Source organism: Bacteroidota bacterium, assembly GCA_018816945.1.
In the GTDB taxonomy this organism is placed as follows: Bacteria; Bacteroidota; Bacteroidia; order Bacteroidales.
The window spans coordinates 102,048-126,079 of the sequence record JAHIVC010000015.1; the positions used below are offsets into that span (position 1 = coordinate 102,048).

A 24,032-nucleotide genomic window follows, 5' to 3' on the forward strand; every position below is an offset into this window, starting at 1 on the left:
TCTTAAAATTCCCAGAGCTGATGCTCGAAGGTAAACAATTCGTTTTTAATTCGCTCCGATTCGAACAGTGCATCAATGCCTTCGGCGTATTCCGAAATTCGGCGGTCGAAAACATTTGATTCTTTATAGATATAACTTGAAAACATCCGTTTCCAGAAAATTTCATCATAAGTTCTTTTTTCGGCATCGTTGAAGCGGTTGTACATTTGTGCTTTGGCCAAAATATTTCGGGCTTCGGGAAAATAAATCCAGAATAAAGGTTGAGGAATTTCTTTGCCGTCACGTTCTTCCATCATCACCGGACAAAGACCGATAACCCTAACCATCATTTGGGATCTTTGTTTGTCGAAATACCAATCTTCTTTAACTCTTAGTTGCATAACCTTGCTGGGATCAAATGTGGTGTAGATTGTAGTATCATATTCATCATAAGGAGGATAAGGTCGCGACAATACCATATTCACAGCACTGGTTTGACGGGCAACCACCTCATTATAAGTGATGGGAGCAAGAAACTCGTCCGTGGCAGAAATATCATAAGCCGTAATTTCACCTTCCTTAAGACCGTCGATTACAATTTGGAAAAAACTTCTCCAGTTTCCATGTGCCTCAACAGGAAAATAAAAAGGCTGATTCATCTTCTCTCGAAAATCAATCACCCTCCAAATTCTTTTTTGCCACATTACATCAGCCATGCGGATTGATGGCAGTGGCGTAGGTTTTACATCAATGATACCATCATCGGGAAATAAACCATCGACAGGTGTTTCATTTATTACTTGCGCATTGATTTGTAAAACAATGGTGAGTAAGAAACCTAAAACGAATAATGAAATAATATTTTTCATCTTAATTAATTGTTAAATTGATAGGATTTAAAGTTCTTTTTGATCCATCGGGTCCTGAAGCTTGAATGTTTTCAAAGAAAAACTTTTGTCCTCTTCTTGCGTTTCTGATCATTTCAATCATTTCTGCTGAGAACTGATTGCCCTGAGTTGTTTTTGGAACAAAGTCACCGTTTAACATGGTTACCATTGTAAACGAATTGACTATAAAATTTAAGTCAAATTCAAAATCATCCATTGAAGGAATGATGGCAGCCGCAGCTATCAAAGTATTTTTATCAATTGACCCTTCTTTCTGACGGGCAATTTTAGCAACCGGATCAGGTACTCTTTTTACTCTGAATTCGCTGCTTCCCATATTTAAACGGGTACCATTATAGTTTGCAGTTGCACTAATCACTGTTTTTGTAGTTCCTGTCTCTACTCTAACAACCCAACCAGGCCCATTTGGATTTCTATTCAATTTACCAGCTGAAATAGTTGGAATTATAAGCTCGTCGGCCATTCCCGGAACTGAAATTGAAACAGGATTGTCAACGCCAATATAAAATACATTCATCTTTATGGCAGCAACCGTTAATGAAGGAGGTCCAACAATGTATTCACTCTTGAAAGGATAATCAACTTTATCACCTTCGGGATTTACAATCCTGATAAGCCCGGCGTATTTATGAGTCCCTTCTGCACTGCTAGTAAAATTAAGTTTAACTACTCCATCTTTACCTCCAAGTTGATTGGCACGACTAATATTGCTTTCATTGATTTCATCGACACCTTGCAAAACATAAACTTCGGGGTTTTGTTTGGTATCGTAGGCAGCAACAAAAACTTCTGCTTCATATTGCTGACCTTTCAAAATGTAAGAATTTTTAGAAATAACTTTAGCTGTTATGTCATCAAATTTAAAATCCTCAGCAGTTACCGAAGAGAAAAGATAACTGGTAACATCAAATTCGGCATTTTGAACTTCCCCAATTAATTTGTTCAAGATGGTAACGTCTGCTGCCAGAATGGTATAATAAAAATTATGTTGTTCCCAGCTTTGCTCCATGCCATCTGCATCGTAATAGGGGCCCTTTGTTAATAATCCGATGCGGTCGCTATCTTCAGGTTCGTTCATTAATGCAAGGGTCTGTTTCCTGAATTCATCAATTCTTATTCTGAGCATACCGGAAGCACCTTTTGATCCATCTGCCGAATTCTTAAAAAAGAACCGTGTTGGTTCGGTATAACTATCCTTTGATTTTATCTCTTTCAGTGGAGTACTCTTAGCTTCTTCAACGGTTTTAATTTTGTTTTCAGATTGAATAATAAGGGCATATTTTAAACTGTCAATAAATTGGATCAATTCCTGACTATTTGCTCTCACCTCTTGGGCCTTATCCCAAAAAGGTTTTATTTTATTAGGATTAAGTTTGTATTGTTTATTAAACTCTGCATGAACATCTTCAATTTTATTTGAAAAATTTCCAATGGTCGATTCCATGCTCTCGTTAACAACGATGAAGGCATCTAACATCGACTTTGAAACATTCAGTGCCAACAGGGCTGTAAGCACCAAATACATCATCGCGATCATTTTCTGCCTCGGGGTTTCCTTATATGCTGCCATATCAGTTTATTGATATAAATTAATACTAGATAAACAATTGTTAACGTGAAGCATTAGGATTCATCGCTGATAACATGCCACCATATACACTATTTAATGCTGCCATCTTCTGATTAAGTTCATCCATGTTTTTCTTATATGCAATCATCCCATTGGCTGATTCATTCAGGTTAGCCAGGAACAGATTCATGGTTTCATGAAGTTTTGCAGAAGACTCAACTTGTTGGTTTGAGCTTTGCAATTGCATCTCGTAAAATTTATTTAAAGAAGACATGGTCTCTGAAATCTTTTTCAGTTGCTGGTTGTATAATGAACCTTCAATATCTGAAAAATCAAGTGCATCAGCAGATTTTGAAATAATTTCAGATGATCTTTTGTAATTATCTGCAAGTCCTTTAGCAGAATCATTGGCATCCCTGACTGTTTCTGAAAATCCTTTAACCGATGAGATATCGGCTTTTATCGATTCATTTGCTGCACTGTAGGATTTTGTCAATTCCGAAACCTGATAAGATGCTTGTTTCACATTAGCTGAAAATTCATCGTTTACCTGAACATCGCGACCTAATGAGTTGGCTGTTTTTTTATAAGTTTCAGATAAATCACTCATTGAAGAGGTTGCGGAACGCATCCGGTCAACATATTCATTGGTTGCAAATGAAGCGTTGGTTACATCTTTTAATTTTGAAGTATTATCGCTTAAATTACGCAACCCTGATGCAAGATTATCAATCAGTTGAGCATCGATATTGGCATCTTTTAAAAGATTGTCGAGTTGTTGGGTGTAGTTTTCCTTTTTCGTTCTTTTACCAATCCCATCTCCAATATAAAAAGCTTCTAATTCCGGATATACTAAACTCCAGTCAGGTTCAACATGTGGTGGTTCGAATGCAGATAAAAGGAAGATTAGGGCTTCAGTGCCAAGACCTACCAATAACATTTCATCTGCATAGGCATAATGATTAATTTTAAAAAGTGCACCTAAAATTACAACCGATGCACCTATTCCGTATGCTCGAGCTAGGAATTTTTTAAAATACCTGCCTCTAACCGCTATATAACCTTTTGTTCTTAAAGATTGATTAATAATTGCCATTTCTATCTGTATTTATGTTAAAATTAGTTATAAACATTTGATGCTTTTGCCGGATTATCTCCTTTATTACGACCTAAGTAAGGTTGAATACTTCTGAAACCTACATATGATTTAGCTGTATCTTGATATTCATAGGCCCGCGTTGTTACCCTTAAATAATAAGCGATATCTTTCCACGAGCCACCCCTGATTACTTTTCTTTTCATTGCAGGTGAATCATCCGGTTTCGCGTTATATGTATAATTCGGGTTCATGTCCCAGGAGAAGTTATATGATGCAGGATCATAGGCGCTGTTGGTCCATTCGGCTACATTCCCAGCCATATCATATAATCCCCAGTCATTGGCCGGATAATGGCCAACAATGATGGTTCTTAATCCTCCGTCGTCAATATAATTACCTCTGATAGGTTTGAAATTTGCAAGAAAACATCCTTTTTCATTCCGGGTATATGGTCCTCCCCATGGATAGGGGCTTAGCTCATTTCCTCCTCGTGCGGCCCATTCCCACTCTGCTTCTGTTGGCAATCGGAATTCGGCACCCACCGAAGCCCTTCTTTTGCCGGCACCACTATTATTATACAATTCGGTTCGCCACACACAAAATGCTTTTGCCTGAAGCCAATTTACTCCAACTACAGGATAATGATCATAGGCAGGATGCCAGAAATATCTTTCGGTTAGCGGGTCGTTAAATGAATAGGTGTAGTCATGGATCCATGCTAAAGTATCGGGATAAACATTGATAGATTCTCGTTTGACATAAACAGAACGGTCGCGAAGCCCTTGTGGCCGGTTGGCCAAACTGGCATCCAGATAATTGCCGGGTGTACTAAAATCTTTTTGGGCGGCAGCCTGCAAATCGACCCAATAATATTCGTAATTGAGTTTTCTTGAATCAATTTGTTTTTTTCTGAAATAACGTTCATGTTCTGGTAAATAAATATTCTCGATGGCATCACGAACCTCCTGATCACTGCTTTGCCATTCAATATCAGTGTCCCAATTTAAAAATGGAGGATCATATACTTCGCCTGTTTCAGGATCTTCTTCAATCAGATAATCTTCGGGCCTGATATCACCTAACATCCTTCTGGCAATTGAGTCACGTACCCAATTTACAAATTGTCGGTATTCATTATTTGTGATTTCAGTTTCATCCATAAAGAATGAAGAGATGGATACGGTTTTAGGTTCAATAACTTGACCATATGTGATATCCTCATCGCCGGCACCCATGGTATAGCTTCCTTGAGGGACGAATACCATTCCGTAAGGGTCGGGCTGATAGAAAGTTCCTGATTTTCTATTAACGCCAACTAATTCTCCATTCCCCTTGTCACTACAACTCACCAGAACAATAAGTGCCGCTATAAAAAGAAGTATTTTTTTCATATTTTATCTTTAGTATTTGATCTAAAACGAAAAATCCACATTAATATTTTAGTTAAAATAATAACTGTCTGTAAATTAATAATATTAATTATAAAAATCTTGTGTTTCGATATGCATCTCTTCTTTTGTCAACATCTATATCAAAACTATAACTTACCATAATCTCGTGACTCCCTAAAGGATTTATTGAAGACAAAGGTAAGTCATAAGCATAACCAATTCTAAAATTTTTATTTTGCATCCCCAATAAAATTGCAAAAGCATCAGCAGTCTGCATGTTGTAAGTAACGCCCCCCCAGAATTTATTATTGTATTGCAGCAAACTGCTAATTGATATTTGTGTAGAAGAAAAATTTGACTTTATCAATATTGAAGGGATAATTCGATACTCTGGTTTGTTTGGAATTTCAAACTCATACCCACCGGTTAAATATGCCGTTCGATCAAGTACAGGCTGCCCTGCGCCGGTTTCCGAGAACGAAGCACCTTTGGTTTCAAGTAAATTAATCATTGACAGTCCTAAATAATATTTGTTGGAAACTTTATAAAAAGCTCCTAGGCCTACATCTGCTAAAAGTGAGCTTATATTGTCACCGATTCCAGAAATAACCGGATCATTCTCATCAATAGCTATAAATTTGCCAAAATTAATATTTCGGTTAATTACCGATAACTGTCCACCAATCCCTAAAATACCCTGACTCAATTCAATCTTATAGGCATACTGTAGATTTACTGAAACATCTTTAAAAAACCCAAGTTTGTCTTCAGAGACACTGAGTCCCAATCCTCCTTTTAGTAACGCTGATGGGACATTTACCGCTACTAAATAGGTGACTGGAGCTATATGATTTCCTTCAGAATCATTCAAACCCATCCATTGTTGTCGGGTAAAAGCAGTGGCAAATATTGATTCGTTAATAGCTGCATAAGCAGGATTTATAAAAGGAAATGAAAACATATTCTGACTCAACATCGACGCCTGTTGCGCATTTGCCAAGCTCATTGTAAGTAAAAGAGTGATTGATATTATTATGCGGCTAATTGTAAGCATCTAGTCAAAAAAAGGTTTTGTAACGAACGAAAATAGTAATAATCCTAAATATAAATATTCAAACCAATGAATTGTATAAACTTTGTATTGTTAGTAATTAAGTGCTTTAACGGTTTCAAGGTTGATAGGTTACATCAAAAATAATGCTTGGTAATCTTAAAAATCCTCGATTTATTACTGATTGTTTCAAACGATCTATCAACATTAAAAGTATGATCAATAGGATCAATTATGCACTTTAATGTTCGGGTTCGAAATATTGTCTTGGATATCAGGGATTTTACGATGGAGACTCAGTATCAAAATTAATGAGTCGGGTAATTTCTTTTATTTAGATGGAATAAATTCTAACTAAAAAACTTTTACCTTTGTCGCCATTTTTCACCCATCAAAAAATATACATATGACTTTTATTATCAAGGAAAAACTGTTTTCGAAGCAGTGGTTGATTAATTATTTTTTAATCATCATAGGATCCTTTATCCTTGCTGCAGGTTTTGTTCTTTTCATTACTCCATATAAAATTGTTCCGGGTGGGGTTTATGGGATTTCAATTGTGTTGCACTATATGTTTGGTACACCAGTTGGTTTGGTGGCTTTACTTTTCGACATCCCATTAACCATAATTGGAATTAAAGTATTGGGCCCACGATTCGGTGTTAAAACAGTAGTTGGTTTTGTGCTAACAGCTGCATTTGTTGACGGCCTTACTTACTTGTATGGTTTTGAGCCGCTTGTTGAAGATGACGCACTTTTGTCTTCAATTTTTGGAGGAGTCGTTATCGGGTTCGGGCTTGGCTTAATTTTCAAAGCTAAGGCAACATCAGGAGGTTCGGATATTGTAGCAATGATTATTAGTAAATATACAAAGCTACCCCTTGGTCAATTACTGATTATGGTTGATTCGGCAATTGTTATTGTTGGGTTGATCATTTTTAAAGATTGGAAGATCCCCCTGTATTCATTGATCGTAATTTTTATTACAGGAAGAGTAGTGGATGTTGTGCTACAGGGAATAAGTTATGATAAAACGCTTCTTATCATTTCCGATAAATACGAATTGATACGCGATAAAATCATCAATGATTTAAATAGAGGTGGAACCTATATCAAAGGTGAAGGCATGTATAATAAACAGGAGAAAACCATCATCTATGTTGTTGTAAACAGAAGGGAACTGGCAATTTTACAGGACTTTATCCACGCTACTGATCCGGAAGCGTTTCTTACGGTAATAAACGCAAATGAGATTCTTGGAAAAGGGTTTAAATCACTTAGCGACAGACAAGATTTTTAAACTATAATCTGTGTTTTTTAAAACTTTTATTTAAAGAAAATAAATTCTTAAACGTTACTGAAATTCAATATTTCTACTTTTTGAAATTGTAAAATGATTAATATTGTTTGCGATTTGTTTTCTTCAGGTTTGCCGAATAATTAATTAAGTTGAGATGATGATTTATGTAAAGATTAAATATATAAGTTGTTTTTTTATTCTCTTATTGATCCTGAGCAATTGTGGGCAACAACAGACTAATAATAATCATAAACTGATAATTTTTCATGCGGGTAGTTTGTCTGTTCCCCTTAAAGAAGTGATCGAATTATTTAATAAAGAATACCCGGAGATAAGTATATTGACTGAAGCAGCCGGGAGTAGGGATTGTGCGCGCAAAATAACCGATTTAAAAAAGGAATGTGATGTAATGGCATCTGCCGATTATACAGTTATCGATCAATTATTAATTCCGGATCATGCAAGTTGGAACATTCATTTTGCCAGTAACGAGATGGTGATCGTTTATCATGATGAAGAGCAATCGTTTCGGAAAATTGATTCAACAAACTGGTTTAATATCTTATTGAATGATGAAATAAAATATGGTAGATCGGAACCAAATGCAGATCCATGCGGATATAGAACCGTATTAGTCGCAAAGTTAGCTGAAAAGTATTATAATATCCCGGGATTTGCTTCAAAGCTTATGGCCAAAGATCAGCAGTACATTCGTCCGAAGGAAACAGATTTACTCGCTCTTTTTGAAACAAATACGGTAGATTTTATCTTTATCTATCGTTCAATTGCGGAGCAACATGGTTTAAAATATTTGACACTTCCGGATGCAATTAATTTAAAATCTTCCAAATTTACTGAAGAATATTCATCTGTAACAGTCGACCTTTCCGGTAGAGAGCCCGGCAGTATTATTACCCAAATAGGTGAGCCAATGGTTTATGGAATAACAATTCCAACAAATGCACCTAATAAAAGTACTGCTATAAAATTTGTCGACTTCCTATTATCGGATAAAGGAATGGCAATTATGGAAAAAAATGGACAACCATCGATAGTTCCTTCATATAGTGATTCATTTCAAAACATCCCGGTATCATTAAAAAAATATGCCCTAAAGAAATGACTCACAGCAACTAATTTTCAATTTTGATATATGAAAAAAACTTATCTGATTACAGCTTTAATATTGTTAAACATTTTGGCCTTTGCTCAATTTAAAATGGAGGGTGAAATACGCCCAAGACTTGAATTCAGGGACGGCTATAAAAATCTGATGCCAATGGATGCAAATCCGGCTTTGTTAGTCAGTCAGAGAACAAGGTTAGGTGTCAGTTATCAAACAAAATTATACACTACCCAGATTACTTTTCAGGATGTGAGGATTTGGGGAGAGGAGCAAATAAATACAAATAAAGTCAATATTGGATTGCACGAAGCCTGGCTTGAGTTCAATGCAGCTTCATCAATAAAAATTAAAATCGGAAGGCAAGTCTTAAAATATGATAACGAGCGATTGATTGCATCAACAAACTGGCTTCAGGTTGGGGCAAAGCATGACGCAATGAAAGTATCGTACAAATCCACAAATTGGGATCTCGATTTGATAGGCGCTTTTAATCAATCCGGCGATATTTATTATCAATCACCTTACCTATTATTTAATAAGCAATATAAAAACCTTGGAATTTTATGGTTGAGTCGTAAAATGCAAAAGTTTACATTTTCGAATTTAACAATCGTTGAAGGACTGCGAAAGGATGATGTCGGCGTTCAAATTAATACACGACTAACAACAGGAATAATATCTAAGGCAAAACTTGAAAAAACGGATGTTGATGCACGTTTCTTTTATCAGACAGGGAAAAAACAAAATGGGAATAAAGTAAATGCATACCTGGCCAATTTGGATATTTATTATCATCTAAATAAAGAAAGCACTTTGATGGCAGGATTTGAATTGCAATCTGGAAACCGAAATCCAAAAATAATTGAAGGATCAGACAAAGGATTTGAGGTTTTATACGGAAGCAAGCATTCTTTTAACGGTTTGATGGATTATTTTGGCGGTTCAAATTCAATCAATGGAATGGGCTTGTTTGATATCTATCTTAAGTATATTGCTGTAATTAATAATAAACTTGAACTTAATTTTGATTATCACTATTTCAAAACACCAAAAAACTTTCAAAATGAAGGAGTAGATTACCATGGTTATTTAGGTTCGGAAATTGACCTAAGTTGTTCGATCAAGATTTCACCAGAAATTAATATTACAAATATTTTTGGGATGATGATTGCGACGAATTCATTGGCTGTTGCAAAAGGTAGTGATTTAGATGCCGTAAAAAATGGTTATTATTTTGTAACAATGCTTACCTTTAAACCAGTGTTTTTTAAAAACTAAATGAATGATCCGAACGGATTCTTTTAGCCTTGTTTTGAGTTTATTGGGAGCAATCATACTCCTGTTTATTATTGCGCCTTTGGCAGGTTTACTGCTTGATACTCCGCTTGCAAAAATATTTGAAACTACTCAGGACGAACAAGTTGTTAAAAGCATCTGGCTTACCTTGTCGGCTTCATTCGGAGGTACTTTGTTTTGTGCAATTTTTGCCATTCCGTTGGCTTATGTACTTGCCAGAAAGGAATTTACGGGAAAGCGATTAGTGTTAGGAATTATCGATTTACCTATCGTAATTCCTCACTCGGCGGCCGGGATCGCTGTATTAGGTTTTATTTCCAGAGATTCGGTATTTGGGCAAATGGCTTCAAGTGTTGGGTTAGACTTTGTAGGCCATCCTATTGGAATTTCAATGGCAATGGCATTTGTGAGCATTCCTTTTTTGATTAATGCAGCTCGTGACGGATTTGGCTCAATACCAATTCGGTTGGAACAGGCGGCAAAAAACTTAGGTGCCAATTCTGTACGTGTATTTTTCACAATCTCTTTACCGCTGGCATGGCGTTATATCTTGTCCGGATTTATCATGATGTTTGCCCGTGGACTGAGCGAATTTGGAGCAGTTGTAATAGTTGCTTATCATCCTATGATAACTCCTGTTTTGATTTATGAACGATACACCTCATTCGGATTAAAATATGCCAGACCAGTCGCAATATTATTTATTCTGGTTTGTTTGGTCTTTTTCATTGCGTTGAGGTTCTTAGTTCAAAACAGATCAAAGCAAAATCAAAAAAATACCTTGTTAAAAAATAATGCAAATTAAATGCTTGAATTAAGAAATATCTCACTTCTTTTCCCCGAATTTTCATTAAGGGATGTTAATTTGAATATCCACAAAGGTGAATATTATGTGATTCTGGGTTTGTCGGGAGCTGGGAAATCACTTCTACTTGAATGTATTGCCGGAATGCAACAACCAAATACTGGACAAGTATTTTTGGATGGAGAAGATATCACCCGCAAAAAAATTCAGGATAGAAATGTAGGATATGTTTTTCAGGATCATGCAGTTTTTCCGCATCTAAACGTATTTAATAATATTGCTTATTCTTTAAAGAAAAAATACCCTAAAGAAATCATTCATCAAAAAGTAAAAGAAGCAGCCGAACTTGTAAGTATTGGTCATTTGCTCGATAGGCAACCAAACACTTTGTCGGGAGGAGAGTCGCAAAGAGTGGCATTAGCCCGTACACTTATTCGTGACCCAAAATGCCTTCTGCTTGATGAACCATTCTCTTCTTTGGATGTGCAACTGAGGGATGATTTAAGGGCCTTATTACGTAAGCTAAATAGAATGGGGAGAACCATTATCCATGTAACACATGATTATGAAGAGGCTATTTCACTTGCTCAAAAAATTGCTGTATTTCAGGATGGCAAACTCATTCAACAAGGTGATCCATTTGAGGTATTTGCAAATCCGGTTTCTGAATTTGTAGCTCGCTTTAGGGGAATCAGGAATTTCTTTAAATCAAAAATGATCAGCCAAAACCAAACAATGATTAAAAATATGATTCTGGTGGATATTCCCATTCAGGAAAAAATTTCAGAAGGATTTATTATGTTTAACAGTACGGATGTGAAAATTAGCAAGGAAAAACCAACTGGTAAAATTTCAAATCTTTTTAAGGGTCAAATTATAGACATTATTCCAAATTTTAAAGGAAATGAAATAAGTATTGCTTCAGAAATTAACCTGACATCGTTTATTAATCATCCGGCATTTAAAATTCTTCAATTAAAAATTGGAGATGAGGTATGGGCCAGCATTAATCCGGAAAAAATTAAATTCCTTCCAATTATCTAAAAAGTTTTACGATATCATTTCCATTTGCGAAAATCAACAATGCAAATAGGATAACCATTCCAACTACCTGAGCGTATTCCATGAATTTATCACTAGGCTTTCTGCGGGCAATAATTTCATAAAGTAAAAACATTACGTGGCCACCATCAAGTGCAGGAATAGGTAATACATTCAGAATGGCTAACATAATTGAAAGAAATGCAGTGAGTCGCCAAAAATTTTCCCAATCCCAGGTACTTGGGAAAATGCTACCAATGGTAATAAACCCACCAACCGATTCATAAGCTTTAACTTCAGGTGAGAAAAGTAATTTTAATTGTTTCAAATAATCACTAATGCCATTATAAGCTTTTGCAATACCTGCCGGAACAGCACTAATGATATTGTATTTTTTTTCTGATAATGTAAAGTATTCAGAAAGTGGTTTGACATAAACCCCAATCTGTCCCGATTCAGGGAGATTTACTTCTAATGCCAGTGTATCAGCTTCTCGGATTACAGTAATATTAATAATTTGATTTTTGTATTTTTTGAGTTCATTCGCAAACTGATCGAAATAGGGAAAGCTTTGACCATTAATTCCTATAATCTTATCATCAATTTTTATTCCTGCTGCTTGTCCTGCAGAATTTTTGATGAATCCTCCTGCTTCATAAGGAAAGCGGACATAAAGGAAATCTGCTGTTTTTCGTTTAATCATTTTTCCAACAAATCCCTTTGGAATTTGAATATTCATAATTTCTCCATCGCGCTCAACTTGCACCGATTGGGCTTCATTGAGAATTAATGTTATGGGGATTTTTAGAAAATCCTCAACAGGTTCATTGTCGATAGAAAGAAACTTATCTCCATTTTGCAATCCCATTTCTATCGCGATCGAATCACAAACGATTCCATATTTGTTAGCTTCAGAAGTTGGGAGGTATTCTTCGCCCCAATAAGCAAGCATCACTACATAAATAGCAATTGCCAGTAATATGTTTACAGTTACCCCTCCTAACATAATAATAAGTCGTTGCCAGGCTGGTTTTGATCTGAACTCGAACGGCTGAGGTGGAAGTTTCATGGCTTCCTTATCCATCGATTCGTCGATCATTCCTGATATTTTAACATATCCACCCAACGGAAGCCAGCCCATGCCGTATTCAGTTTCACCTTTTCTAAACTTAAAAATCGAAAACCAAGGATTAAAAAAGAGATAAAATTTTTCAACCCTTGTTTTAAATATTTTTGCGGAGATAAAATGACCAAATTCATGAAAGATTACCAGAATTGATAAACTGAGTAATAATTGTAATATTTTTATTAGGATGTCCATTTAATGTTTTTTTAGATGCTTTTCACTAATTCTAATGTTGTTTTCCTTGCAATTTTGTCACTTTCTGCCAAATCGCTATATGAAGGATTTTTTATTAAATCTACTTTAGTCATGCATTTTTCAATGATATCGGGCATTTGTAAAAACCCAATTCTATCCTTCAGAAACAATGAAACCAAAATTTCATTCGAAGCATTGAGTATGCATGGCATATTCCCTCCCTGTTTTAATGCATCAAAAGCGAGTGCAAGATTACGAAAAATTTTTAAATCAGGCTGTTGAAATGTTAATTCAGACTGTATCATAAAATCGAGGCGAGGGAAATTTGAATGAAATCGTTCGGGATATGTTAGCGCATATTGTATAGGTAGTTTCATGTCGGGCAATCCCATTTGTGCTTTAATCGAGCCATCTTCGAATTGTACCATTGAATGGATAATTGATTGAGGGTGAATTACAACATCAATTTGTTCCGATTTCAAATCAAATAGCCATTTTGCCTCAATAACCTCAAGTCCTTTATTCATTAATGAGGCCGAATCAATGGTTATTTTACATCCCATTTCCCAATTAGGGTGCGAGAGTGCTTGTTCTTTTTTAACGTTTTTTAGGAATTGTACATCCTTACCTAAGAAAGGACCACCTGATGCTGTTAAATAAATTTTTTCGATCGGATTGCCATATTCGCCCACAAGACATTGGAATATGGCTGAATGTTCTGAATCAACCGGAATGATTCTGGATCTTGAATTTTTTAAAAGCGATTGTATAAGTTCTCCCCCAACTACCAAAGTTTCTTTGTTTGCCAGTGCAATATGTTTATTCGATTTAATAGCTTGTATTGTAGGCTTTAATCCGGCATAACCAACCAATGCAATTATAACCTGATCGATGGTATCCATCTCAACAACCTGCGACAATGCTTCTTCGCCTGCATAAACTTTAATAAATAAGGGGTCAAGAGCATTAAAAACTTCTTTGTAGAGCCTATCATTGGCGATAACTACCACATTGGGTTTGTATCTGATGGCTTGCTCAATCAGTAATTTGGCATTGTTTTGTGCGGTAATTACTTCAAGTGAAAAATTATCAGGATAAGCATCAATTACTTCAAGAGTTTGGGTTCCGATAGAACCGGTTGAACCTAAAACGGCAATTCTTTTCTTCATTCAATTATTCGTTAAAGGTCATATAGTCGAGCGGGTTGACCGGAGATCCGCTGCGCCAGAGTTCAAAATGCAGATGCGGGCCTGTCGACAACTCACCTGACTCACCAATAATGGCAATGGGATCACCTGCTTTAACAAAACTGCCTACTTTTTTGAGTAAAACAGAATTATGTTTATAAAAAGAGATGTAGTTATTTTGATGTTGTATTGCTAGAACGTAGCCTGTTTCAACGGTCCAGTTCGAAAATATAACAGTACCGTCAAGTGCAGCTTTAATGGTCTCATTTTCCTTTGCAACAATATCAATCCCAAAATGATTTTCAGATAGGGAGAAGAAAGTTGTCACAATCCCTTTTATGGGTGAGAAGAAAGTAAGATTTGCGGATCTGTTTTCGTCGTAAAGATTTTTATTGTCTTCAAGATAAATGTTATATTTTGTCTGATTTTCATATTCGAGTCTAAAAATTGAGTCTTCAGCCGATCGGCTAAGGGTAATCGAATCATAATTAAGATGAGTCATATTATCCGCATCATCAATCATTTCATCTATAATGGGATTGCCCTCAATGATGTTCTTTAAATTTATAAAATAAAGGTCTTTTTGTGCAAATGATCTCTCCAATGAGTCTGATTTATTTTGAAGATCATATACTTGTTGGTAAAGATCCAAATCAGTATATCCGGGAATGTATTCTCTCAGTGGGGTTAATGAAATTAAAAGGGTAGTTAGTAAAATTAATAGAATTGTTGTAGATCCTACTACAATGAAAACGTTAAGTCTTGTAAGTCGTATAGATAGTCTTTCTTCAAAGGTGATGTCATTCATGATCACCAAGCGGTATTTATCTCTTAAACGATAATACCATTTATTTTTTTTATTTTCCTCTCTAATCTGTGGCATAATACTTTCAAACTGACATGCCAAAGATACAAAATGTATTAAAGCTTCTCTTCAAATTGATAGTAGCTAATTGGAAAAAATAAAATATTTTTGTCAAATAAGAGTTATAATGCAAAAAGACCCTATTTTGAAATTATCACGCATCACTAATTTTTATCTTTTTTACTTTGGGATAGCCCTTTTGCTTTTCCTTCAATCTTGTTCTGTAAAAAAGAATAATTTGGGCAATAGGGTTTATCATAATATTACCGCTCATTACAATGCTTACTGGAATGGGAAAGAAAGTTATAAGGAAGGATTGAAGCAATTAAATTCTTCTCTGCGGAATAATTATTCTGAAATCTTACCCATTTTCAATTACGGAACCGATCAGGATGCAAAAGCACTGATCCCCTTTATGGAAAGAGCCATTCAGAAATCTTCCGTTGTTATTCAGCAGCATTCAATGCGATTTAAAAATAAGGAGTACAATCGTTGGGTTGATGATGCTTACCTGTTACTTGGCAAGTCTTATTTTTATTTGGGCGAATATGTGAGTGCACGCAGAACTTTTGAGTTCATAATCGATGGGTTCAAATCTACTCCAGCTGAGTACGAAGCGATGCTTTGGTTAGTGAGAACCTATAACAGAACTAGGCAATTTGAAAAGTCCGGGCCTTTATTAAAGCAATTTCAAGATTTAATTGATTACGAAAAAGTTCCTTTGAGTCAGCAGCGCGAATTTCCGATGATTTATGCTAACTTTTACCTTCTTCAGGAGAAATATACAGAATCAGTTGATTTGTTAAATGATGCCATTGAAATCAATAATGATAAACAACTAATAACCCGATTGAAGTTTATTTTGGCTCAGGTTTATCAAAATCAAGGAAATCTGGAAGCTGCTTCCGAATTATATTTGGAAGTTGTTCATCGTAATCCTACATACGAAATGGCTTTTAATGCAAGAATAAATATGGCTAAAAGTTATTATGCCGGAGCCGGTAATTCTGATGAAATCATACAATCTTTAGAAGTACTGTTGAAAGATTCAAAAAATGAAGAGTTTCGTGATCAAATTTATCATGTTTTAGCCGAAATAGCCTTAAAAGAAGGTGACCAATCTTCTGCTATCAATTATTTAATTCAGGCCGTTGCTTTAAGCTCAAATAATAATTTTCAGAAAGTTGCTTCAAGTATTGCATTGGCTGATTCATATTTTAATAAAGGGATTTATAAGAATGCAAAATTGTATTATGATACAGCCTTGCAGGTAATGCCAATTGGATATCCTGATCAACAGGCTTTGATCGAGAGAACCAGGGTACTGGTTTCTTTGGTAGCTCATTTGGAAACTATTCAGTTGCAAGATTCTTTGCAGAAAATATCACGTATGCCGGAGGAAGAGAGACTGACAGTCATTGATGCAATCATTTCAGAAATCGCTTCTAAAGAAAAGGTGGAGCAAACAGAGCAGCTTGAGCGAATGCAAGACTTATCGATAGCAAGGCAACAGCAGAATACATTCTCGCAAAATCAGGGCAGCGGGGCATGGTATTTTTATAATCCGTCTACTCTCAGTTATGGATTTACCGAGTTTATTAGCAAATGGGGGAGAAGGCCGCTAGAAGACAATTGGCGACTTAGTCAAAAGCAAGTTCAAAATATGGGTTTTTCTGAAAATGCGAGCCGGCTTGAAATTCGTGATGAAGAAGATTTGAAATTGCAAGAAAAAGCTATCTCTAAAAAGGACAGGAATTATTATTTAAAAGACATTCCTTTAAATGAAATTCAGTTACAAGAATCGAATAATAAAATAATAGAGGCTTTATATCAATCGGCCATGCTTTTTAAAGAAGGACTGAAAGATACTGCACGTGCAATCGTGCAATTTGAAGCATTAATTCAAAATTATCCTGATAATGAATATAAAATACAGGCACATTATTATCTTCATAAGTTGTATTTATCAAGAGAACTCAATAAATCAACCTATTACAAACAACAACTTTTAAGTCAGTTTCCAAATAGTGATTATGCCAAAGTGATCATCAATCCTGATTACTTTAAGCAATCATCGGCACTAAGAAGCGAAATCGAGACCTTGTATTTTGACGCTTATCAGGCTCATGAGAATGAACAATATTATGTAAGTATCAATTTGTGTGATAGGGCAATTGCGAGTTATAACGATTCCATATTAATTCCTAAGTTCGAATATATTCGAGCACTTTCAATGGGTCGAATAGAAGAAGTGGATTCGCTCTTAATTAATCTGAAAAGAATCATTGCTAAGTATCCAGATAGTGAAGTTGTTCCACTGGCTAAAAACTTAATTTTTTATTTAAATTCAACAAGTACTCAAACAGGCAGGGATTCAATAGCAATGATGCCTGTTGAAGAAGAAATTATAGGTAATTTTTATTTTCATCCTGATACAACACATCTTTACATTTTGATTATTAATACGGAACGCGTAAATTTGGAAGCAGTTAAACTGAGATTGTCGGACTTTAATTTAAAACTTGCGTTTTTAAAACCATTGACAATTGCAAATTTTATTGTAAGCGAAAACAATAATTGGCTGGCAGTTATGGGCCTTGGAAACAAACAGGAAGCACAGGATTATATCAATGAAATGAATAAAGACGCATATGTACTGTCAATATTTAACAAAGAGGAATACAGACATTTCGTAATTTCGGCAAATAATTATTGGATATTACTGCAGGATAAAAATATAGATGAATATTTAAAGTTTTATTATAAACATTATCAAACAACCAATTAGGCATGGCTAAGAATGGAATTGTTGAAGCTTCTCCATCCAGAAACGCAATAGGAAATGGAACCATTATTAAAGGAGATATCGAATCCAACGGCGATTTTCGTATAGATGGTGAATTAACAGGAACTATTAGGACCAAAGGAAAAGTTGTGATTGGATCGACCGGGAAAATTGAAGGTGAAGTATTTTGTCAGAATGCGGATGTGGAAGGTATTGTAAATGCAAATATGACGGTTACGGATTTACTAACCCTCAAAGCTACTGCCCGATTAAATGGCGATGTCTCTACAAGTAAATTAGCCATTGAGCCCGGTGCACAATTTTTAGGATCTTGTAAAATGGGTTCAAACATTAAGAGCGGAATGAAATATCCAGTTAATGAAACCAAATTATAGGAAAAAGGATCTTAATGAGAGCCTGAAACTTTACTCAAGATATTCCAGCATTGCAATACAAATGCTGCTGATTATCTTAATTGGGGTTTTTGGTGGCATGAAAATTGACCAATGGATAGCATGGAAATTTCCAGTTTTTACAACCATTCTATCAGTTAGTGCAGTAATTTTATCCATTTACATTGTTACTAAAGATTTATGGGGAAAAAGTAAATTCAAATCGAATTAAAACATGAAATTAGCGTTTAACATATTTATCAAAAAATTAGTCATATTCACCCTGATAATTGGTATAATATCTTTTACCGTGGGTTCTTTTGTTCAAAAACAGTTTATGACTCCATCTTTGCCTTATTTGCTCATTTTTTTCTTTGCGGTCACAGCTTTCACTTTTTACCTGGCATTAAAAGCTTTTACACAAAAAACTTCCCGATTTGCGAATTTTTTTATGATTTCAGTGTTTGCAAAGATGCTACTTTATGTTTCAATCATCATCATTTATGCTTTTATCAACATAAGTGATATCATCAGTTTTATCATCACCTTCTTTATTTTTTATATTCTCTTTACATCATTTGAAACCTTAGCAATCATCAAGGCTCAAAAGGCGAACCGATAAATGATAACTACAATTACACGCTCTAGATATATTTTATTAGTATTGATGATTTTACCATCGATCATTTTTGCTCAAGATTTGAATGAGAAACATGCTGATTCAAAACTTAATACTGATTACATTAAGGATTACAAGCATTTATTTACAACGCGTTTATACTTGTTAAGCGAAAGCGTTGGGTTTACTATTAAACCAAGTAATCTGGAAGTACCACTCCGATATGTTCCAAATAATGACATCAAAAATGGGCTGGCATTTTTTCATAAATGGTATGGTGTTGGACTTGCTTTCAATAATCCATTCGCGGGCAATGATGTTGCAATAAAGGGGAAAAGTAAAATCGTTGATCTGAGAGTAAATGCATATGGACGAGCAATTTCGGCCGAGCTTGCCTTGCAGGATTATCAAGGCTTTTTCTTAAAAAACATGCTTGAACAACCCATTGCCTGGAATCCTGAAAGTGCATATTTGCTTCGCCCTGATATGCATATATTTTCCACAAGTGCCATCATGTATTATGTCGTTAATCATAAAAAACATTCGTTCAGGGCGGCATATCTACAAAATGAGCGTCAGCATAAGAGTTCAGGTTCTATCATTGTAATGCCTTCATTCGTGTACTTGAAATTGCAATCCGATTCTACATTGATACCTGATTTTTATAATTCAACTTATTTGGTAAAAGATAATGAACACATTGAAGATGGAAAGTTTTTAACCTATGGGGTATCCCTTGGATATTCGTATACTTATGTATTCTTTAAATATTTTTATGTAAACCTTTCTTTAATCCCGGGTGTATTTGTGCAGAATTACGATTATGAATCAGGATTGGGATCAGATAAAGGGGCAAAGTTATCAGCCTTATGGCTTGGCAGGGTAGCATTTGGTTTTAATTCAGATTTTATATATTTGGGCATCGGAGGAGTTCATGGGTTTAATCCCAGTAAATTTAATATAGGTCAAACAAATTTTAATTACGATATGAACCAGATTAGAGTTTGGATTGGAACCCGCTTTTAATTTTTTCATTAAAAGTGAAAATGGACAAAAAAGTCAGCATTAATTCCTCCCTGAAAAAAATAACATTTACTTTTATAAAAAAATTATTATGATCTTCATCACCAGACGAGAACGATTTAATGCTGCTCATCGACTATTTAGGCAGGATTACACGGATGAGAAAAACCTTGAAGTCTTTGGAAAGTGTTCAAACCCCAATTGGCATGGACATAATTACGTACTGTATGTCACTGTCAAAGGTGAAGTAAATCAAGAAACGGGTTTTTTGATTAATTTGAAAGAATTGAGTAAAGTGATCAATAAATTTATAATTGATAACGTAGATCACAAAAACATTAATCTTGAAGTTGATTTTATGAAAGGCAAACTTGCATCAACTGAAAATTTGGCCATTTCAATTTGGGATGAATTGGATGTGCCTTTACAAAGATTAAATGCAAAGCTGCATTCAATAAAAATTTACGAATCTGAAAATAATATTGTTGAATATCTGGGGCCAACCAAATAAATTAAGCCTTGGTAAAATGATTAAAAAATATGGAAGACAACGAAGAAATATTAGGGTACGAAAAGGTGGAAAAACACGATCCAAAAGTTATTGAGGAATTAGCAACTTATTATAAGAGGATATTAAGTTTAATTGGTGAAAATCCTGATAGGGAAGGATTGCTGGATACTCCTGTAAGAGTTGCAAAAGCGATACAATTTCTAACACAAGGCTATGATCATGATCCTGTTGAAATATTAAGATCAGCTAAATTTAAAGAGGATTATCGGGAAATGGTTATCGTTAAGGACATAGAAATATATTCGCTTTGCGAACATCATATGATTCCGTTTATCGGAAAAGCGCATGTAGCATATATCCCTAATGGATATATTACCGGTTTAAGTAAAATTGCCCGGGTAGTCGAGGCATACGCAAGAAGACTGCAGGTACAGGAAAGGCTTACGACCCAAATTAAGAATGCCATTAATGATACTTTACATCCCTTGGGTGTGGCAGTTGTTATTGAGGCACGACATTTGTGTATGGCGATGAGAGGCGTTCAAAAGCAGAATTCTGTCACGACAACCTCTGATTTTATTGGCGCGTTTGAAAATGAAAAAACCCGCGCCGAATTTATTCACTTAATAGGATCTAAACTGCATTAGAGGAAAAAAATATTTTTTTGTTTATTATGTAACTGATAAAATTATGAACTTAGAAAATAATACTTACGAAACAGCAAATCAGACTTATAAAGTGGGTGCTGTCGCATCTACATTTATTGCAAATGTATTTTCATGGATGTTTTTGGCATTAGCCGTAACAGCCGTTACTTCTTACTTTTTTGCATCAAACACGAGCTTGATCGGTAGCATGATTAATATGGAAACGGGAAGGATGAATATGTTTGGGTGGATTGTCACTTTGTCACCTTTCGCTTTTGTCATGATTATTACTTTTGGATTGCAGCGACTTTCTTTTAGTACCTTGTCATTCCTTTTTATCGTATTTTCAATATTGATGGGAATGAGTTTGAGCTTTATTCTTTTGGTTTATACAGCAAGCTCGGTTTTCCTTACATTTATTGTAACCTCGGCAACTTTTGGAGTAATGGCTTTTCTGGGTTATACAACTAAAACTGATTTAACCAAATTCGGATCCTTGATGATGATGGGTTTATTTGGGATCATTATTGCCAGTATTGCTAATTTCTTTATGCATAGCAGCACACTCGATTACATGATTAGCTTTATTGGTGTATTGGTGTTTACAGGGCTTACAGCCTATGATGTGCAAAAATTAAAACGCATTGGAAATGGACAGGTTTATGGGGCATTATCCAAAAGCAAGCTTGTTATTTTAGGCGCATTAAATCTATATCTTGATTTTATTAATTTATTCCTATTTTTGCTTCGCTTTTTAGGTAACCGAAAATAAGGGTTAAGGAGAAGCATTAAAATTACTTATTATCTAATTAAATAGTATGAAAGCGTTTGTATTCCCCGGACAGGGAGCTCAGTTTGTTGGAATGGGAAAAGATTTGTATGATAAATCCGTGCTCGCCAAATCCCTTTTTGAAAAGGCCAACGACATATTAAAGTTTCGAATTACTGATTTAATGTTTAATGGCTCTGATGAGGATTTGAAACAGACAAAAGTAACTCAGCCCGCGATTTTTCTGCATTCGGTCATTCTGGCGACAACAATGGGTGAAGATTTTAAACCTGATATGGTTGCGGGTCATTCACTTGGAGAGTTCTCTGCATTGGTTGCAAACAAAACTTTATCATTTGAAGATGGATTAAAACTCGTGTATGCCAGGGCAATGGCTATGCAAAAAGCCTGTGAAGCTGAACCCTCTACAATGGCAGCCATCATTGGTCTGGAAGATGCAATTGTTGAAGAAATATTATCGAAAATTCATGAAGTGGTAGTTCCGGCTAATTATAATTGCCCGGGTCAACTTGTTATTTCCGGTTCTCATGAAGGTATCAATATAGCTTGTGAGCGATTGAAAGAAGCAGGTGCTAAAAGAGCAATCGTATTAAATGTAGGTGGGGCATTTCATTCTCCTTTAATGGAACCGGCCAGGGCAGAATTAGCTTCTGCTATAAACGGAACGAAATTTAATACAGGCATTTGTCCTATTTATCAAAATGTAACCGGACAATCAGTAGCTCAGCCAGAAATTATAAAAACGAATCTGATTTCTCAATTAACTGCGCCGGTTAGATGGACTCAGATTATGAAAAACATACTGGCAGATGGTGCGAAAACTATTGTAGAAGTTGGCCCCGGAACTGTATTACAGGGCCTCTTTAAAAAAATAGATAAGAATATTAATACATATAGCGCATAAGCTAAGAATTATAAAAAGTGCAAAGTGATTTGCACTTTTTTTTTGAACTGATTTTATATTTTATTAAGAATTATTTTCTTTTTCACGTAAGCTTTTCTTTATTTTTGCTGGGTGTTGAACTTGAAATGAAAAAAGTAATATTTAAGCTCAGAAAAAATATTTATCACCGTTTAACGGCGAGTTCGAGGTATCAGCTACATTCACCATTTCTTTACAAATTGGCAACGGAAATTTTTTCAGGCAAAACCAACTATAAGTCAGCTAACTACCATCAATTATTAAAAATTAAATCATCAGAAAGAAATATAATTTCATATAAAAATGCGCAAGTATTATCTCGTTTACTTGTCTTAAGTGAACCAAAGAATATTCTTTATATTGGATATTCAAAGGTGAATACAAATATAATAACTCAGGCTTCGTCGAACAGTAATGTAATTTCAATTGAGGTTGGGACTGATTTTGTTAATTTGAATGCAATACTGCGAGATGATATCAATACCCTTGATTTTGTTTTCTATGATAGGGATACTGATGTTGAAAAAATTAAAATAGTATTTGATAAATGTTTGAATTACAAAAATAATAATAGTGTATTTGTTTTCGATGATATTTATCATACAAATGCGATGAATGAGATTTGGAATTATGTAAAAAATCATTTGGAAACTATAGTAAGTATTGATTTGTTTCACATGGGTATTGTCCTATTTAGAAAGGAGATGAGCAGGCAACAAATAAAATATCGCTATTAAAATTCTTTTGCTACTTTTGTACATATTAATACGACTACAATGAATAAAGAAATTATTAGATTAAGTGGAATTCAACGCCACTTTCATGTTGGAACCGAAACTGTTAAAGCATTAAGATCAATAGATTTGGCGATTAATAAAAATGAATTTGTGGCATTAATGGGACCTTCGGGTTCAGGCAAATCCACTTTAATGAATTTATTGGGATGCCTCGATACTCCTACTTCAGGCTCGTATGTTTTGAATGGTCAGGATGTGAGTCAGATGGATGATAATGAATTAGCAGAAGTTAGAAATAAGGAAATTGGTTTCATATTTCAAACTTTCAATTTATTACCTCGTTCAACAGCTCTTGAGAATGTGATGTTGCCATTAATTTATGCCGGATACCCAAAAAATGTACGCCTTGAAAAAGCAGAAAAAGTGCTAAGCGATGTAAGCCTTTCTGATCGTGTTACCCATAAACCAAATGAATTATCAGGTGGACAACGACAAAGGGTTGCTGTTGCCAGGGCATTGGTAAATGATCCTTCAATTATATTGGCTGACGAGCCAACAGGTAACCTTGATTCTAAAACATCAATTGAAATAATGGGATTGCTTGAAGAGATTCATAAAAAAGGAAATACGATAATTGTTGTTACTCATGAAGAAGATATTGCTTTAC

23 protein-coding genes are annotated in these 24,032 nt (G+C 35.0%); 15 read left to right on the plus strand and 8 right to left on the minus strand.

Annotated elements, in window-relative coordinates; translation table 11 throughout:
- Positions 1-2 precede the first annotated feature (2 nt).
- From gldN to KKG99_02915, 5 genes are all read right to left on the minus strand, one after another.
- Positions 3-848, minus strand: coding sequence for a gliding motility protein GldN (gldN, locus tag KKG99_02895; protein ID MBU1011929.1), 846 nt, complete (start codon positions 846-848; stop codon positions 3-5).
- A gap of 1 nt (position 849) precedes the next feature.
- Entirely contained in the window at positions 850-2,457 is a 1,608-nt protein-coding gene (gene gldM, locus KKG99_02900) for a gliding motility protein GldM (GenBank protein MBU1011930.1), read from the minus strand.
- A gap of 40 nt (positions 2,458-2,497) precedes the next feature.
- The gene (gene gldL, locus KKG99_02905; GenBank protein ID MBU1011931.1) at positions 2,498-3,553 is read right to left on the minus strand and encodes a gliding motility protein GldL; all 1,056 of its coding nucleotides are present in this window, start codon (positions 3,551-3,553) and stop codon (positions 2,498-2,500) included.
- Positions 3,554-3,576: 23 nt separating this feature from the next.
- Positions 3,577-4,947 carry an SUMF1/EgtB/PvdO family nonheme iron enzyme gene (locus tag KKG99_02910; GenBank protein MBU1011932.1) on the minus strand — a complete coding sequence of 457 codons (1,371 nt, stop codon included), beginning with the start codon at positions 4,945-4,947 and terminating at the stop codon, positions 3,577-3,579.
- Between the two features lie 88 nt (positions 4,948-5,035).
- Positions 5,036-6,001 (minus strand): PorP/SprF family type IX secretion system membrane protein, encoded by a 966-nt coding sequence (locus tag KKG99_02915; GenBank protein MBU1011933.1) that lies wholly within the window; start codon positions 5,999-6,001, stop codon positions 5,036-5,038.
- Positions 6,002-6,404: 403 nt separating this feature from the next.
- Between KKG99_02915 and KKG99_02920 the strand changes: the two genes are divergently transcribed.
- The 5 genes from KKG99_02920 to KKG99_02940 all read left to right on the plus strand — a co-directional run bounded on the left by KKG99_02920 (position 6,405) and on the right by KKG99_02940 (position 11,569).
- Complete coding sequence (locus KKG99_02920) at positions 6,405-7,298, plus strand: YitT family protein (GenBank protein MBU1011934.1); 894 nt, start codon at positions 6,405-6,407, stop codon at positions 7,296-7,298.
- A gap of 157 nt (positions 7,299-7,455) precedes the next feature.
- A complete protein-coding gene (gene wtpA, locus KKG99_02925) occupies positions 7,456-8,421 on the plus strand; it encodes a tungstate ABC transporter substrate-binding protein WtpA (protein ID MBU1011935.1) in 966 nt (321 codons plus the stop codon).
- Positions 8,422-8,451: 30 nt separating this feature from the next.
- Entirely contained in the window at positions 8,452-9,702 is a 1,251-nt protein-coding gene (locus KKG99_02930; GenBank protein MBU1011936.1) for an alginate export family protein, read from the plus strand.
- 4 nt (positions 9,703-9,706) lie between these two features.
- Entirely contained in the window at positions 9,707-10,525 is an 819-nt protein-coding gene (locus tag KKG99_02935; protein MBU1011937.1) for an ABC transporter permease, read from the plus strand.
- A complete protein-coding gene (locus KKG99_02940; protein ID MBU1011938.1) occupies positions 10,526-11,569 on the plus strand; it encodes an ABC transporter ATP-binding protein in 1,044 nt (347 codons plus the stop codon). It begins immediately after the preceding gene.
- Here KKG99_02940 and rseP read toward each other — a convergent pair.
- Genes rseP through KKG99_02955 form a run of 3 tightly spaced genes read right to left on the minus strand, consistent with a single transcriptional unit; the run spans position 11,562 to position 14,957 of the window.
- The gene (rseP, locus tag KKG99_02945) at positions 11,562-12,887 is read right to left on the minus strand and encodes an RIP metalloprotease RseP (GenBank protein ID MBU1011939.1); all 1,326 of its coding nucleotides are present in this window, start codon (positions 12,885-12,887) and stop codon (positions 11,562-11,564) included. The genes KKG99_02940 and rseP overlap by 8 nt on opposite strands.
- A gap of 11 nt (positions 12,888-12,898) precedes the next feature.
- Entirely contained in the window at positions 12,899-14,056 is a 1,158-nt protein-coding gene (locus KKG99_02950) for a 1-deoxy-D-xylulose-5-phosphate reductoisomerase (protein MBU1011940.1), read from the minus strand.
- 4 nt (positions 14,057-14,060) lie between these two features.
- Entirely contained in the window at positions 14,061-14,957 is an 897-nt protein-coding gene (locus tag KKG99_02955; GenBank protein MBU1011941.1) for a peptidoglycan DD-metalloendopeptidase family protein, read from the minus strand.
- 109 nt (positions 14,958-15,066) lie between these two features.
- On the opposite strand from KKG99_02955, the gene KKG99_02960 reads away from it, so the two are divergent.
- The 10 genes from KKG99_02960 to KKG99_03005 form a co-directional block, all read left to right on the plus strand.
- Positions 15,067-17,727, plus strand: coding sequence for a tetratricopeptide repeat protein (locus KKG99_02960; GenBank protein ID MBU1011942.1), 2,661 nt, complete (start codon positions 15,067-15,069; stop codon positions 17,725-17,727).
- 2 nt (positions 17,728-17,729) lie between these two features.
- Positions 17,730-18,119, plus strand: coding sequence for a polymer-forming cytoskeletal protein (locus KKG99_02965; GenBank protein ID MBU1011943.1), 390 nt, complete (start codon positions 17,730-17,732; stop codon positions 18,117-18,119).
- Positions 18,103-18,348 carry an AtpZ/AtpI family protein gene (locus tag KKG99_02970; protein MBU1011944.1) on the plus strand — a complete coding sequence of 82 codons (246 nt, stop codon included), beginning with the start codon at positions 18,103-18,105 and terminating at the stop codon, positions 18,346-18,348. The genes KKG99_02965 and KKG99_02970 overlap by 17 nt, the downstream gene beginning before the upstream one ends.
- Before the next feature lie 390 nt (positions 18,349-18,738).
- Positions 18,739-19,761 (plus strand): DUF4421 domain-containing protein, encoded by a 1,023-nt coding sequence (locus tag KKG99_02975; GenBank protein MBU1011945.1) that lies wholly within the window; start codon positions 18,739-18,741, stop codon positions 19,759-19,761.
- Between the two features lie 88 nt (positions 19,762-19,849).
- On the plus strand, positions 19,850-20,269 hold the full coding sequence (locus KKG99_02980; GenBank protein ID MBU1011946.1) for a 6-carboxytetrahydropterin synthase: 420 nt from the start codon (positions 19,850-19,852) through the stop codon (positions 20,267-20,269).
- A 29-nt stretch (positions 20,270-20,298) separates the two neighbouring features.
- Positions 20,299-20,916: a GTP cyclohydrolase I FolE gene (gene folE, locus KKG99_02985; protein ID MBU1011947.1), complete on the plus strand. Its 618-nt coding sequence runs from the start codon at positions 20,299-20,301 to the stop codon at positions 20,914-20,916.
- Positions 20,917-20,959: 43 nt separating this feature from the next.
- Positions 20,960-21,688 carry a Bax inhibitor-1/YccA family protein gene (locus tag KKG99_02990; GenBank protein ID MBU1011948.1) on the plus strand — a complete coding sequence of 243 codons (729 nt, stop codon included), beginning with the start codon at positions 20,960-20,962 and terminating at the stop codon, positions 21,686-21,688.
- Positions 21,689-21,734: 46 nt separating this feature from the next.
- Complete coding sequence (gene fabD / locus KKG99_02995) at positions 21,735-22,610, plus strand: ACP S-malonyltransferase (protein MBU1011949.1); 876 nt, start codon at positions 21,735-21,737, stop codon at positions 22,608-22,610.
- A gap of 125 nt (positions 22,611-22,735) precedes the next feature.
- Complete coding sequence (locus KKG99_03000) at positions 22,736-23,365, plus strand: hypothetical protein (GenBank protein ID MBU1011950.1); 630 nt, start codon at positions 22,736-22,738, stop codon at positions 23,363-23,365.
- Positions 23,366-23,404: 39 nt separating this feature from the next.
- Positions 23,405-24,032: ABC transporter ATP-binding protein (locus KKG99_03005; protein MBU1011951.1), on the plus strand; the 628-nt coding region annotated here is incomplete at its 3' end.